This is a genomic window from Pseudomonas sp. AC016 (assembly GCF_979253365.1).
The window spans coordinates 5,599,734-5,614,789 of the sequence record NZ_CEEDCC010000001.1 but is presented as its reverse complement, the minus strand read 5'-3'; the positions used below and the strand labels follow the sequence as shown (position 1 = coordinate 5,614,789).

Annotated in this window: 10 protein-coding genes, 2 tRNA genes and 1 rRNA gene; 8 read left to right on the top strand and 5 right to left on the bottom strand. The window is 57.4% G+C overall.

Annotated features, from left to right (window positions below; genetic code table 11):
- Positions 1-61: 61 nt before the first annotated feature.
- The 3 genes from AC0IXS_RS25250 to AC0IXS_RS25240 form a co-directional block, all read right to left on the bottom strand.
- Positions 62-137, bottom strand: a tRNA-Ala gene (locus tag AC0IXS_RS25250).
- Positions 138-181: 44 nt separating this feature from the next.
- A tRNA-Ile gene (locus AC0IXS_RS25245) sits at positions 182-258 on the bottom strand.
- Between the two features lie 96 nt (positions 259-354).
- A 16S ribosomal RNA gene (locus AC0IXS_RS25240) occupies positions 355-1,891 on the bottom strand.
- Positions 1,892-2,542: 651 nt separating this feature from the next.
- On the opposite strand from AC0IXS_RS25240, the gene rhtA reads away from it, so the two are divergent.
- Complete coding sequence (gene rhtA, locus AC0IXS_RS25235; protein WP_057409644.1) at positions 2,543-3,430, top strand: threonine/homoserine exporter RhtA; 888 nt, start codon at positions 2,543-2,545, stop codon at positions 3,428-3,430.
- A gap of 172 nt (positions 3,431-3,602) precedes the next feature.
- Positions 3,603-3,917, top strand: a complete 315-nt coding sequence (locus AC0IXS_RS25230) for a hypothetical protein (protein WP_057409625.1) — start codon at positions 3,603-3,605, stop codon at positions 3,915-3,917.
- A 24-nt stretch (positions 3,918-3,941) separates the two neighbouring features.
- Here the strand turns inward: AC0IXS_RS25230 and AC0IXS_RS25225 are convergent, their stop codons facing one another.
- Together AC0IXS_RS25225 and AC0IXS_RS25220 are read right to left on the bottom strand one after the other, a co-directional pair.
- A complete protein-coding gene (locus AC0IXS_RS25225) occupies positions 3,942-5,750 on the bottom strand; it encodes an aminopeptidase P family N-terminal domain-containing protein (RefSeq protein WP_471825993.1) in 1,809 nt (602 codons plus the stop codon).
- 57 nt (positions 5,751-5,807) lie between these two features.
- On the bottom strand, positions 5,808-6,986 hold the full coding sequence (locus AC0IXS_RS25220; protein ID WP_057409627.1) for a cysteine desulfurase family protein: 1,179 nt from the start codon (positions 6,984-6,986) through the stop codon (positions 5,808-5,810).
- A 965-nt stretch (positions 6,987-7,951) separates the two neighbouring features.
- Between AC0IXS_RS25220 and AC0IXS_RS25215 the strand changes: the two genes are divergently transcribed.
- Genes AC0IXS_RS25215 through AC0IXS_RS25190 form a run of 6 tightly spaced genes read left to right on the top strand, consistent with a single transcriptional unit; the run spans position 7,952 to position 15,043 of the window.
- Positions 7,952-8,752, top strand: coding sequence for a hypothetical protein (locus AC0IXS_RS25215; RefSeq protein WP_057409628.1), 801 nt, complete (start codon positions 7,952-7,954; stop codon positions 8,750-8,752).
- Between the two features lie 45 nt (positions 8,753-8,797).
- Positions 8,798-9,919 (top strand): DegT/DnrJ/EryC1/StrS family aminotransferase, encoded by a 1,122-nt coding sequence (locus tag AC0IXS_RS25210; protein ID WP_057409629.1) that lies wholly within the window; start codon positions 8,798-8,800, stop codon positions 9,917-9,919.
- Positions 9,920-9,924: 5 nt separating this feature from the next.
- Positions 9,925-11,439 carry a lipopolysaccharide biosynthesis protein gene (locus AC0IXS_RS25205; RefSeq protein ID WP_471825991.1) on the top strand — a complete coding sequence of 505 codons (1,515 nt, stop codon included), beginning with the start codon at positions 9,925-9,927 and terminating at the stop codon, positions 11,437-11,439.
- Positions 11,440-11,442: 3 nt separating this feature from the next.
- Positions 11,443-12,384 (top strand): glycosyltransferase family 2 protein, encoded by a 942-nt coding sequence (locus AC0IXS_RS25200; RefSeq protein WP_057409631.1) that lies wholly within the window; start codon positions 11,443-11,445, stop codon positions 12,382-12,384.
- A complete protein-coding gene (locus AC0IXS_RS25195; RefSeq protein ID WP_471825990.1) occupies positions 12,374-12,826 on the top strand; it encodes a low molecular weight protein-tyrosine-phosphatase in 453 nt (150 codons plus the stop codon). The genes AC0IXS_RS25200 and AC0IXS_RS25195 overlap by 11 nt, the downstream gene beginning before the upstream one ends.
- Positions 12,827-15,043, top strand: a complete 2,217-nt coding sequence (locus tag AC0IXS_RS25190; RefSeq protein ID WP_471825988.1) for a polysaccharide biosynthesis tyrosine autokinase — start codon at positions 12,827-12,829, stop codon at positions 15,041-15,043. It abuts the gene before it with no gap.
- The last annotated feature ends 13 nt before the right edge of the window (positions 15,044-15,056 follow it).

Genomic DNA, 15,056 nt, shown 5'->3' with positions numbered 1-15,056 from the left:
ATCAACATTTAGCCTTCATCCGAAGGAAATGCTCATTTCTAAGCTTTACAGAAGCAGTAAATGGTGGAGCCAAGCGGGATCGAACCGCTGACCTCCTGCGTGCAAGGCAGGCGCTCTCCCAGCTGAGCTATGGCCCCGTAACCGGGTGTCGTACGCGCTCTGACCAATTTCACCAGGTAACTGGTGGGTCTGGGCAGATTCGAACTGCCGACCTCACCCTTATCAGGGGTGCGCTCTAACCAACTGAGCTACAGACCCAATATAGGGTGTGCAAAGCAAAAGCTGCTTCTAATCGTCTTCTTCAATGAATCAAGCAATTCGTGTGGGTGCTTATGGTGCAGCTGAGTCGTCGATTAAGGAGGTGATCCAGCCGCAGGTTCCCCTACGGCTACCTTGTTACGACTTCACCCCAGTCATGAATCACACCGTGGTAACCGTCCCCCCGAAGGTTAGACTAGCTACTTCTGGTGCAACCCACTCCCATGGTGTGACGGGCGGTGTGTACAAGGCCCGGGAACGTATTCACCGCGACATTCTGATTCGCGATTACTAGCGATTCCGACTTCACGCAGTCGAGTTGCAGACTGCGATCCGGACTACGATCGGTTTTGTGAGATTAGCTCCACCTCGCGGCTTGGCAACCCTCTGTACCGACCATTGTAGCACGTGTGTAGCCCAGGCCGTAAGGGCCATGATGACTTGACGTCATCCCCACCTTCCTCCGGTTTGTCACCGGCAGTCTCCTTAGAGTGCCCACCTTAACGTGCTGGTAACTAAGGACAAGGGTTGCGCTCGTTACGGGACTTAACCCAACATCTCACGACACGAGCTGACGACAGCCATGCAGCACCTGTCTCAATGCTCCCGAAGGCACTCCTCTATCTCTAAAGGATTCATTGGATGTCAAGGCCTGGTAAGGTTCTTCGCGTTGCTTCGAATTAAACCACATGCTCCACCGCTTGTGCGGGCCCCCGTCAATTCATTTGAGTTTTAACCTTGCGGCCGTACTCCCCAGGCGGTCAACTTAATGCGTTAGCTGCGCCACTAAAATCTCAAGGATTCCAACGGCTAGTTGACATCGTTTACGGCGTGGACTACCAGGGTATCTAATCCTGTTTGCTCCCCACGCTTTCGCACCTCAGTGTCAGTATGAGCCCAGGTGGTCGCCTTCGCCACTGGTGTTCCTTCCTATATCTACGCATTTCACCGCTACACAGGAAATTCCACCACCCTCTGCCCTACTCTAGCTTGCCAGTTTTGGATGCAGTTCCCAGGTTGAGCCCGGGGATTTCACATTCAACTTAACAAACCACCTACGCGCGCTTTACGCCCAGTAATTCCGATTAACGCTTGCACCCTCTGTATTACCGCGGCTGCTGGCACAGAGTTAGCCGGTGCTTATTCTGTCGGTAACGTCAAAACAATAACGTATTAGGTTACTGCCCTTCCTCCCAACTTAAAGTGCTTTACAATCCGAAGACCTTCTTCACACACGCGGCATGGCTGGATCAGGCTTTCGCCCATTGTCCAATATTCCCCACTGCTGCCTCCCGTAGGAGTCTGGACCGTGTCTCAGTTCCAGTGTGACTGATCATCCTCTCAGACCAGTTACGGATCGTCGCCTTGGTGAGCCATTACCTCACCAACTAGCTAATCCGACCTAGGCTCATCTGATAGCGCAAGGCCCGAAGGTCCCCTGCTTTCTCCCGTAGGACGTATGCGGTATTAGCGTCCGTTTCCGAGCGTTATCCCCCACTACCAGGCAGATTCCTAGGCATTACTCACCCGTCCGCCGCTCTCAAGAGAAGCAAGCTTCTCTCTACCGCTCGACTTGCATGTGTTAGGCCTGCCGCCAGCGTTCAATCTGAGCCATGATCAAACTCTTCAGTTCAAACATCTAACTGGGTTTTGAGAAAACCCTAAACTTGGCTCAGCAATCGTTGGTTACATCTTTGATTTCTCGCGGAGTAACTTGGGTTGCTGATAATCTGTTGACTTCAGTCTGACACCACAAGCACCCACACGAATTGCTTGATTCAGTTGTTAAAGAGCGGTGGGTTGAGCCTTTCGTCTCAACCGAGGCGCGCATTCTACAGCGTCCTCTGTAACTGTCAAGCGATTATTTTCTGAAGTTTTTCAAGTTTCCTTATCAACTTCAATCACTTGCGCTTCGATCAACTCTGCGTTGCTCGTCAGCGGGAGGCGAATTCTACAGCGTTACAACCGCGTGTCAAACTCTTTTTTCTCGCCGCTGCCGATTCAGACAAACTCGACCTACTTCCTCGCTGACCTCATTCGATAAACCCTTGTAACTCATTGAATCTCAAGGCTTTTTCGTTTCCGTCTGCGCCGGAAGTGGGGCGAATTATAGACACCTCAACGAGCGCGTCAACCGTTATTTTCAAAACCCTGGAAAATAGATATCCAACGTCGCTGCTATATAGAAGGGAATACTCAGATGCGCAATATATTGCCCAAAAGGCGATTATTCAGCATCATGTGCATGCCTCACTTCACCGCCCTGACAGGACGCTTTACCGACATGTCTGCCAAACCCAGTAACATCGCACCTCTTTTATTCCCTCTGGGGTTGCTGATCATCGCAATGATATCAATCCAGAGCGGTGCATCTTTGGCCAAGAGCCTTTTCCCGGTAGTCGGCGCCCAGGGAACGACCGCGCTGCGCCTTATCTTTGCCAGCCTGATTCTTCTATTAGTACTGCGGCCGTGGCGCGCGCGCCTGACGGCGAAGTCGTTGCGCACGGTAATGCTCTACGGTATTTCGCTGGGGAGCATGAACATGCTTTTCTATATGTCATTGCAGACCGTACCGCTGGGTATCGCCGTCGCACTTGAATTCACGGGACCACTGGCCGTGGCCCTGTGGGCCTCACGCAAGTTGATCGATTTCCTCTGGGTGGCCTTGGCTGTGATCGGCCTCCTGCTGCTCATCCCCATAGGAGAGTCGAGTGCAAGCATTGATCTACTCGGAGCAGGTTATGCGCTGGGGGCTGGCGTCTGCTGGGCGGCCTACATCCTGTTCGGACAGAAAGCCGGCGCAGACAACGGCATTCAGACCGCAGCGTTGGGCGTCACTATCGCAGCCCTTTTCATAGCGCCCATCGGCGTGGTGCATGCGGGAGCCGCCTTGCTGGATGTTTCGCTTATCCCCGCCGCACTGGGCGTCGCCGTTCTCTCGACTGCCCTGCCCTACAGCCTGGAGATGGTTGCACTGACCCGAATGTCGGCACGCACCTTCGGCACGCTCGCCAGCCTGGAACCGGTATTTGCGGCGCTGTCAGGGCTGATTTTTCTTCATGAGGATCTGTCGCTTACCCAGTGGCTGGCCATCGGCGCAATCATCGTGGCCTCGATTGGAGCGACGCTGGGCTCGACACCGACCAAACCCCAGCTGGTGCCCGCGGACTGAACGTCTTTATCAGGAACCAGTCACAAGGCACTGGTAATTGTCACGCGCTTGAGCCATGTTTAGGCCGTAGCCCATCTCATTTTCGAGATCGGTCTGCGTGTCATCTACGAAACGCATAATAAGAAACTCAGGCACGTAAGGCGCTCAAGTAATGGTTTGCTTAAGGAAAGGAATGAAATTCATCTTTATCGCGGTGGCCGTTCTGGCCATGGCGGGTTGTGCGGCAACCTCGAAACCCGTCAAGCAGACCAAGCGCGGGATTCACATCAACTGCTCCGGGCTTTCATCGTCCTGGGCCAAATGTTACGAACTCGCGACCAATACCTGCCAGTCAGGGACCTTCAGGGTCATCGCCAAGTCGGGTGACGCAGAGGCAGAGCCAGAGGATTACCCGTTCGGCCTCAATCCGGCCGGCTACACCAGTCGCAGCATGATCATCGTCTGTAAAAAAGGCTCATCGCTGAGCAATGAGTTGCCGAAGTCCTGAGACTGCGGCAACCGACACCCGCAATCAGATCGCAGCGGTTCGCGCCTGCAGCCACTGCAGCGCAGCGCCTTCAAGCAGCGGGCTTAAACGTTGATTGACGTGCGCGTGGTAGTCATTGAGCCACTGCCGCTCTTCAAGACTCAGCATCGAAAGCTCGATGCATCGCGTATCGATCGGGCAGAGGGTCAAGGTTTCGAACTTCAGAAACTCACCGAACTCGGTCTTTCCCGCTTCCTGGTTGATCACCAGATTCTCGATACGCACGCCCCAGCGTCCCGGCCTGTAGGTTCCCGGCTCGATTGACGTGATCATGCCCGCAAGCATGGCTGTCTGTGGGGTGGCCGGTGCCTGATAAGCGATGACTTGCGGCCCCTCGTGTACGTTCAGGAAATAGCCGACTCCATGACCGGTGCCATGCCCGTAGTTGACGCCCTCGGTCCAGAGCGGTGCACGGGCAATGGCGTCCAGCAGAGGCGAAAGAATGCCCTTGGGGAAATGTGTACGCGAAAGCGCGATGACGCCTTTCAGCACGCGGGCGCAATCCTGCCTCTGCTCGAGGGAAGGCGTGCCTATCGCGACCATACGGGTGATATCTGTCGTGCCGCCCAAGTATTGTCCGCCAGAGTCGATCAGCAACAGGCCGTCACCTTCGATCTGCGCGTGTTCGGCTTCGGTGGCCCGGTAATGCGGCATGGCACCATTGGCATTGAAGCCTGCGATGGTTGCGAAACTGGCAGAGATGTAACCCGGACGGCGTTCGCGCGCCGCAGTCAGTTTCTCATCGATGGTCAGTTCGCTGACCGGCTGATGCCCCAGCGCGCTGTCCAGCCAGGCGAAGAACTCACAGAGCGCTGCGCCATCCTGTTCCATGGCCTGACGAATATGCCCAGTGTCGGCCTCGGTCTTCTGCGACTTCAGCAAGGTGCTTGGATTCAGCCCTTCGACCAGGGTGACTTCGCTGTCCAGATAATCCAGCAGCCCGCAGGTTACACGAGCCGGGTCGACCAGCAACCGTGCCGACTTTGGCAGCTCACGCAACGCGGCACCGATTTGCGTGTACTCCATCAGGTTGACGCCATCCTGCTCCAGATGGCGACGGACCTCGGCACTCACCTTCTTCGAGTCGACAAACAATGTGACGCTTTGCGGGCCAATCAGGGTGAAGGAGATAAACACCGGATTGTACGAAACGTCGGAACCACGCAGATTGAACAGCCAGGCAATGTCATCCAGCGTCGGAACGAAATGCCAATCCGCGCCCTTTTCGCTCATCGCCTTGCGAACCAGATTCAGTTTGTCGCGGCGCGAGACCGATGCCTGGGGCGGCAGATGTTCGTAGACCGGGCTGACCGGCAACGCCGGGCGATCCTGCCAGAGTTCGATGAGCAGATCGATGTCGGTCCGCAACCGGGCACCGCACGCATACAGCTTGCTCGCCAGGGTGCGTGAAGACGCCACCGCCAGCACAGCTCCGTCAACCGCAACCACAGTCTCGGCAGTCGCCTGATCAGCGAGCCATTCAAGTGGCCCTTGCTGACCGGGAATCAATTTGACCAGTTCGATGCCACTGCCGGCCAGTTCCTTGGTTGCCTGCTCCCAATAGCGACTGTCCGCCCACACGCCAGCGAAACTCTGGGTAATGATCAGCGTGCCCACGGAGCCGTGAAAACCCGACAACCACTGGCGCCCTTGCCAGTAACCGGGCAGATATTCGGAGAGATGAGGGTCTGCCGACGGCACCAGATAGGCATCGATGCGCTCCCTGCTCATCAAGGCGCGTGTTAGCGCCAATCGTTCTGCCACGGTGTTACTGGCGCTCGCTTGCGTACTCATTGGTTCTCCTGCTGACCGAAAATGGCGGCTATCACCCGTCAGATAATGGAGCACTCCTCAAGCGTGAGCAACCGCCCAGAAAGCAGGCTGGATGACGCTTGCACGAATCGCCTCGGCGGCACGGCGGATATCCTGCTCGCGGGTAAAGCGCCCGATGCTCAGACGGATGGTCTGACTGGCTGCCTGAGGGCTAAGGCCCAGTGCAAGCAGTACGTGCGAGGGGGTATTTTTGGCTGAATTGCACGCCGATGTCGAAGAGAACGCGAGGTGCTGCGCCAGTGCAGCGGCATTCAAATCATGGTTACCAAATGTGAGGCTCAGCGTGTGGGCAATCCTTTTTGAAGGACTGCCATTGATACAGAGACCGGGAATACCACTCAGTTGCTCGAGAAGCAGGCCATTAAGGCGCTCGATTTCGGGGATTTCCTGGCCAAACGTCTCGCCTGCCAATGCAAACGCAGCGCCCATACCCGCAATCTGATGGGTGGCCAGAGTACCGGAACGCAACCCGGACTCATGTCCACCGCCATGAATCTGCGCCAATACACGCTGCTCCGCGCGAGGGCCGACGTACAAGGCACCAATGCCTTTGGGGCCGTAAATCTTGTGAGCGGAAAATGACATCAGGTCGACCGCAAGGCTGCCCAGATCAATCCCGATCTTGCCCGCGCCCTGTGCCGCATCGACATGCAGCAACGCGCCGTGACCGCGAACCCGCCGACCGATCTCGGCGACGTCATTGACCGTCCCCAACTCATTGTTGACCAGCATCAGTGACACCAGAAAGGTGTCCTCACGCAAGGCAGCACTGACGGCATCGGCGCTGATCAGACCATCGGCATCAGGCGCCAGGTACGTGACGGTGAAACCACCTGCCTGCAGCTGCTGCGCCGTATCGAGCACAGCCTTGTGTTCGATCTGACTGGTGATGATGTGCCCGCCGGGCTTGCCAAGGCGCCCTGCCCGTTCCTGAGCGACACCCTTCAGGGCCAGATTGTTGGACTCTGTCGCTCCGGAGGTCCAGATGATCTGTGAGGCCTGGGCACCCACCAGACCTGCGACCTGTTGACGGGCGTTCTCAACAGCAAGGCGAGCACTCCGTCCGAAGCCATGGGAACTGGAAGCGGGATTCCCGAAATTGCCCGAGAGCCCCAGACAGTCGACCATCACCTTGATGACGCGCTCGTCGACAGGCGTGGTGGCGGCGTAATCGAAATACAGGGTTGACTCTTTCATGACGGTTCCTCTGACTGGCGCGGCCTGTGCGATGCAGCATTCGAACTCGCTAAAGGGTCATCGCAACCAGGCCTGTAAGGTCATCATGCACGATTCGATATAGAACCAAAAATTATCAATTGATATTTATATATTCTTTTTATGAATATAAGACGCATCGCAGACTGCGATCCGGAGATTGATAGAGGGTCGCCACCGGCGTAGGCCGCTCTGCCATCTGTCCGATACCGCCGGGGCTTTCAGAAAGTTCGGCAGCGCGCTATGCCCAGGCGCATCTTCCACTCCCGCAAAACGCCCCACTTGACTGCACTCACCGTCACTTCAGGCACACACCAATAATAAAACCCGCTTTATCGTCAATTGAGACAACTGCAAACAGTGATTAATTTGAGTCAGTCTTCGATCACTGCGTTGACAGGAATCACGCACTGTAAAGACGCCTGAAAACTGTCAATTCACAGGCTTAGCATAATGTTTGTTTTTTGACGCCCAATAAAATCAACGGGTTAATAATTGCGTGAAACCATTTATCAAAAATTTAACAGAAAGCTGACGAAATAATTTGACAGAATCGCTGACGCTACCAATATATAGCACTGTCAGGCACCTCCTGGTTTGTACGCTAATGCCACAGTGCACTGCGCTGGATGTTGTCAAGCTGTCGCTATTTGTTGTTCTGCCCGCGAAGTTAGTTGTTTCCACAGTGCCTTATCGGCGCTGGTGGATGTCTGTTGACTCATAAAAGCCTTGAATTTACTGAGCGCGCTCGGTGTGGCGGTAGCATTGCCTGAAGCAATCTGCCACGTGCCGTCGGTTCAAGAAGTGTCGCGTGGGCATTCGTTGGATAGATGTAGAGCATGGATCGCATGATTCGGGCGGTAGCGTGCCCGATAGACCGTTTTTCCACTCAGCAGCCAGTTGTATGTATTTGGTTGTCCGCCTCCCCTGAACCGAGGTGCCACTGAATGCCCTGCCTACCCGATTTCGATACGCAACATATTCAACACTTGGCCCAGGACATGGATACCCAGGGTTTCGCACGATTAAAGAACGTACTCAACGACACCGACCTTGAGCAACTGAGAGCCTTTACCGACCGACAGGCTTCGCAGCACCCCGGTGAGTACTTCGCCTATCACGGTGAAACAGCATTGAGTGAAAGTCTGTTGGCCAGTCTGTGGTCGACGCCTGAATTCAAACACCTGCTGGGCCAGCTTTATGAGCATGGCGCGCAGCGGCAAAGCATCAGCGATCAGATCTTTCCTGTGTTGCGCTGCGTTCAGGGCGAACAGGGGTTGCGTGAGTCCAATTGCTTTCACTACGACGCCAGTCTGGTGACCGCGCTGATTCCGATCTACATCCCGACCGAGGGCGAGGAATGCGGCGACCTGATGCTGTTTCCCAATCTGCGCAACGTCCGCCAGCACATCGCGCTCAACATCATCGAGAAGTCGCTGCTGCAAAACCGCCTCACGCGCTGGGCCATGCGGGTTGCGATCAGGCACGAATGGCTCAAGCCCAAGGTACTGAAACTGCAGCCCGGCGATATCTACCTGTTCTGGGGTTATCGCACTCTGCACGCCAATCAGGCCTGCGGCCCGGGTCTTAAACGTGCCACGGCGATCTTCCATTTCGGTGACCCACACAGTGGCAGCCGGGTGACCCGCCTGATTCTCGACCATACCCAGCAACGGGCTGCACGCGTCAGCGCGCAGACCGGCATTTCGCCTCCTGAAACCGATACACGGCAATCGCCAATGCTCTGAATCAACCCTCGCTACACAGTGATACACAGGAACATGGAGGCTTCGATGATTAACGTGACCAAGACTTACCTTGGTGATATCGACAAGTTCAAGCGGTATGTCGAGGGGATCTATGCACGCGGCTGGCTGACCAATCACGGTCCGCTGGCCGGCGAGCTTGAAAACAGACTCAAGGAATACCTGGGGGTCCGGCACATCATCCTGACCAATAACGGCACGCTCGCCCTGCAGGTGGCGTACCGCGCGCTGGGCCTGAGTGGCAGTGCAGTGACGACGCCGTTCAGCTTCGTGGCGACCAGCAGCTCGTTGCAGTGGGAAGGCATACGGCCGATCTTTGCCGATATCGACCCCGCCACCTGGAACATCTCGCCCCGGCACATTGAAAGCCGTATCGAAGAAGACACCACCGCAATCGTCGGCACCCATGTGTTTGGTAATCCGTGCGCGGTGGACGCAATCGAGGAGATCGCACGCAGGCACAAACTCAAGGTTGTGTATGACGGTGCCCATGCGTTTGCCGTACGTCACGCCGGTCAGTCAGTGCTCAACCGGGGTGATATCAGCACGCTCAGTTTTCATGCGACCAAGCTGTTCCACACGATCGAAGGCGGCGCGATCATCACCAATGATGACGAACTGGCCAGACGCGCGTACCTGTTGTGCAATTTCGGTATTGCTGACGTCGACAAGATTGACGGCATCGGCATCAACGCCAAGCTCAACGAGTTCTCGGCGGCCATGGGTCTGTGCATTCTGGACAACATCGAGAACATCCTCGAAGAACGTGCCGAGATTGCCCATCGCTACACCTCGCGGCTTGAAAACTATCTGGACCTGCAGGAAACACAGGCCGACAGCGAGCTGAACCACAGCTATTACCCGATCGGCCTGCGTGACGAACAGGCGCTGCTGGAGGTGCGGTCGGCGCTCAACCTGCGCGAGATCAACCCTCGGCGCTACTTCTATCCGTCGCTCGACACCCTCGAGTACCTGCAACCGCAACCAGGACAGCCCGTCTCCCGCGCGTTGAGCGAGCGCGTGCTGTGCCTGCCGATCTACCCCGGTCTGCTCAAGGACGACCAGGACCGGATCATCCAGACCCTGCTCGAATCCTGCAGCCTGGACCGCCTGAGTTACCAAAGCCCTGTCATTGCCCAGGTCATTTGATAGACATGTCCAGCAAACGGTCCGTGATTCGCAACACCGCCCTGAACTACGTCGGTCAGGCCTACGTCCTGCTGGTCGGAATTCTGATCCTGCCCTTCTACCTCGGCCATCTTGGCGCCGAAGCCTATGGACTGATCGGGTTCTTCACCGTGCTGCAGGCATGGCTGCAACTGCTCGACGCAGGATTGTCACCCAGCCTGGTGCGTGCCGTGGCTCATGGACAGGGAGCGCCTGCCAGTGAACATGCGGCGGGCCGTCTGCTGCGTTCCTTCGAGCTGATGTTCCTGCCGATGGCGATCATCAGTTGCACGACGATCTACCTGGCCAGCTCGTGGATTGCGACACATTGGCTCAACGCCAATACGCTACAACCACAGACGCTGATCAACTGCATCGGCCTGATGGGAGTGGTGATTGCGCTGCGGCTGTATTCGACCCTGTACAAAAGCGGTATCCAGGGCCTTGAGCAGCATGCCTGGCTGAATGCGGTCAACGTGTTGATTGCCACCCTGCGCTATTTCGGCGGCCTGGTGCTGGTCAGCCAGTTCTCGCAGGACCCGCAGGACTTCTTCGAATTTCAGGTCGTCGTGGGGCTGATCGAAGCCTTGATCTTCGCGACCCGGGCCTGGCAGCAGATGCCGGTTGCACACTGGTCCAACGGTTTCGACTGGCAACGGGTCAGGCCGATCCTGCCCTTCGCGGCGAGCATGTCGCTCAGCGCGGTGTTGTGGATCGTGCTGACCCAGATGGACAAGGCGTTGCTGTCCAGTCTGCTGCCGCTGGACCAGTACGGTTACTTCTCGCTGGTGGCGTTGATGACCACCGGCATCATGATGCTGACCAACCCGCTGGTGCAGACCCTGCTGCCGCGCCTGACCGTACTGATGGCCGAAGGCAGACGCGACGACATGCACACCCTGTTTCTGGCGGCCCACCGTTTCGTCTGCACCTTTCTGTTTCCACTGGCGGCAGTCATTGCGCTGCATGCCGAACCGCTGGTGCTCGCCTGGACAGGCGATGCCGACGCCGCGCGCTGGAGCCGGCCGATCCTGAGTTGGTATGCGCTGGGCAGCGCGATCATGGCGGCCAGCGCCTTTCAGTTCTACCTGCAGTACGCCTACGGCCAGATGCACCTGCACCTCTGGTACAGCGTCATTTCAGCCGTCATCACCGTGCCGACCCTGTTTCTGGCCATTCACTTTCAAGGCGTATACGGCGCGGCGCTGGCCTGGTTCTTTCTGCGTGCAGCGTCGTTCGCCATCTGGCCGATGATCGTCCATCAACGTCTCGCACCGGGCATTCATGGCCAGTGGCTGCGCGACATCCTGCGCATCAGCGTGATGACTGCAGCGGGCCTTTTCATCAGTCAGCCGGTGTTCGACCTGATCGCCGGTCAGAGCCGCACCAGCCTGTTTCTGGCCTTAGCGACGAGCGGCTTCATCACCCTTGCGCTGGTCGCCGCGAGCTACAAGCCACTGGCATTGAAGATTTACATCTTGTTCAGCAAACCGAGTACATGAGCCATGGATGTCACTGCAAAAAAAGCCGGCACGACGCGTCCGGAGCACCAGCCGCCGCTGCTGAGCATCGTTTGCCCGGCCTACAATCAGGAAGCGTTCATCGCCCAGACGCTGGATGGCTTTCTGTCCCAGCAAACCTCGTTCAGCTACGAGATTCTGGTCCACGACGATGCGTCCACCGACGGCACGGCCCGCATCATCGCGCAGTACACCGAACGCCACCCAACGATCATCCGGGCCTTCTATCAACAGACCAACCAGTACAGCCAGGGCATTCCCTGTGTACCGAATCTATTCGCCAAGGCGCGTGGGCGTTACATCGCCTACTGCGAGGCCGACGACTACTGGACCGACCCGCGCAAGCTGCAACTGCAGGTGGACTTTCTTGAGAGTCATCCCGACTACGTCATTACCTACCACGACGCGTTCGCATTCGACGAGAACGGCCAGTACGGCATTCAGCTGCAAGGCGATCTGCGCGCCGACGCCACCAGCCTGGAGCTGCAGAAGGCGCGCCGCATTTCGACCCTGACCACCTGCTTTCGCAACGTGTTCAGCGCCATGCCACCCGAACTGCACATTCGCATCGCGCCGTTGAACGACCTGTGCTGGTGGTCGCTGCTGGGTGCCTACGGCAAGGGCAAGTTCATTGCCGAGATCAAGCCGGCTGCTTACCGATTGCATCCGGGCGGCGTGTTCTCGATGCGCAGCGACAAACGCAAGTTGCACATGAGTCTGCAGACTTGCTCGAGCCTGGCCAACTACTACAACCGACTGGGCAACCAGGCGCTGTACGAATACTTCCTGATGCAGACGGTCTGCCTGTCGCTGTCGGCGCTGGAGCCGCGCCACAAGCTGCAGACGCTGTTGATGGTGGCGCGCAACTTTGCCGTCAACCTGAGCAAACGGCTCTGGTCGGCCACCGGCAAAGCCCATGTTCAGTAACGTGCTGGTGGTGTGCGTCGGCAACATCTGCCGCAGCCCGATGGCTGTCGCGCTGTTGCGTCACCGCCTGGCAGCCCCGGAAGTGCGCATTCAGTCGGCAGGCATCGCCGCCCTGTCCGGCTCGGCCATGGATCCGCTGGCCAAGGCCGTCCTGCAGTCGCATCAGGTGCCGACCCGCCGCCATGAGGCGCGACAGGTGAACCGGCATCTGCTGCATCAGGCGGACCTGATCCTGCTCATGGAGCAGGCGCATTTTTCGCGAATTCTCAAGCTGGCGCCGGAAGTGCGCGGCAGAACCTTTCTGCTCGGCAAATGGCGGCAGACGCTGGAAATAGCAGACCCGTATCGACGACCCAAGTCAGCCTTTGAAAAGACCTATCAGCATCTCTCGCGATGCATCGATGACTGGCTCCCCCATCTTCAGTTAGGAGAAACAAGATAAATGACCGTCATGAACCGTCCCTCCCTGGACTACTACCAGGACACCCGGATCGATCTGGCAACTATCTTGCGCATGTTGTTCGATCACAAGGCCTTGATCATCTGGACTGTCAGCCTGTTTTTCCTGGCCGGGCTTGCGTATGCGATTCTCGCCACGCCGGTGTTTCAGGCCAGTGCGATGATTCAGATCGAGCCGAAGAAAGTCGGCATCGAGGGCACACCCGAGGTCAACAACAAGCCGTCGTCGGTGTCCCAGGCCACCACTGAAATCGAGCTGATCAAATCCCGAGCCCTGCTTGGCAAGGTGGTGGACGACCTGAAACTGAATCTGGTCCAGACGCCCGATTTCTTTCCGGTCATCGGTCCCTATCTCTATCGCACGTTCAAGCCTGAATACGAAGGTGCGCTGGCCGAGCCGCTGTTCGGCCTGACCCAGTACGCTTGGGGCGGCGAGAAAATCCATGTCTTCCAGCTGGAAGTACCCGAAGCCCTGCTGGGCGAAAAGCTGACGCTGGTGGCAGGCACCCCCGGCCAGTTTTCGCTGTATGACAGCGATCACAACCTGTTGCTCAGTGGCGCCATCAACCGGATCGTCGAGGGTAACGGCGTAAAGATTCAGGTCGCTGCCTTGCATGCGCACCCTGGCACCGAATTCACCATTTCGCGCCAGCGAACCCTGACCTCGGCACTGATCTACCAGAATCGCCTGAAGATCACCGAAGCAGGCAAGGATTCGGGAATTATTTACCTGTCCATCGAGGATCAGGACGCCGACAAGGCCAACAAGATTCTGGACGAGGTGAGCCACCTCTATGTGCGCCAGAACGTTGAGCGCAGCTCGGCCGAAGCCGCACAGCGCCTGCAATTCCTGCGCTCGCAACTGCCCATGGTGCGCAAGCAGCTGGAAGAGTCCGAAGTGGCCCTGAACAACTTTCAGACCAGTGCCAAATCGGTGGACCTGAGCATCGAGACCAAAGGCGTGCTGGATCAGGTGGTCAAGCTGGACTCGATGCTGTCGGAACTCAAGCTCAAGCGCGTCGAGATCGAACGGCTGTACACCCAGGAACACCCGACCTATCGCAGTCTGATGAGTCAGATGAGCCAGCTTGAACAACAGAAACAGGGCCTGCTGAAGAAGATCGAGGCCCTGCCGATGACGCAACAGGAACTGCTGCGTCTGACCCGCGACATGCAGGTCACCAGCCAGACCTACACCCTGATGCTCAACAAGAGCCAGGAGCAGGACATTCTGCGCGCAGGAAGCATCGGTAACGTGCGGGTTATCGACAACGCCGATACCAACGTCGAAAGGCCGGTCAAGCCGATGAAAACCCTGGTTGTGCTGCTGGCCACGCTGGTCGGGGCACTGGTAGCGGTGACCATCATCTTTGTTCGCCAGGCCTTCTACCGCGGCGTGGAAAGCGCCGAGGTCATCGAAAACAGCGGCATGCCGGTGTATGCGTCGCTGCCCTACTCTCGCCAGCAGGACCGTCTGGAGAAAACCACCAAGGGCGGCGGTGCGCCCAAGGAATCAAAGCTGCTGAGCATTGCGGCGCCCAATGAACTGGCTATCGAGTCCTTGCGCAGCCTGCGCACCAGCCTGCATTTCGCGATGCTCGAAGCGCGCAACAACGTGCTGATGATTTCCAGCCCGTCGCCCGGCGCGGGCAAGTCGTTCGTGTCCAGCAACCTGGCGGCGATCATTGCCCAGACCGGCAAACGCGTACTGCTCATCGACGCCGACATGCGCAAGGGCTACCTGCACCGGATCTTCGGCCTGCAACCCAAACACGGTCTGTCCGACACCCTGGCTGCCCGATTGAAATGCACCGAGGTCATCAATCACACCCAGATTCGCCATCTGGACTTCATCTCCTGCGGCTTCGCGGCGCCCAACCCTTCCGAACTGCTGATGCACGACAACTTCAACAAGATGCTCACCGAGCTGTCGCCGTTGTACGACCTGATCCTGGTAGACACCCCGCCCATCCTCGCGGTAACCGATGCCACGCTGGTCGGTCGTCAGGCGGGCACCTGCCTGCTGGTCGCACGCTTCGGCATCACCACGCTCAAGGAAATCGAGGCCTGCAAACGCCGGCTCGGCCAAAACGGCATTCTGATCAAAGGCGCCATCTTCAACGCCGTAGTCCGCAAGGCAACCACCTCGGACTACGACTGCGCGGCGTATGGCTACAACTACCACCCCGTCAACAAATGAACGCCCCGGAAAA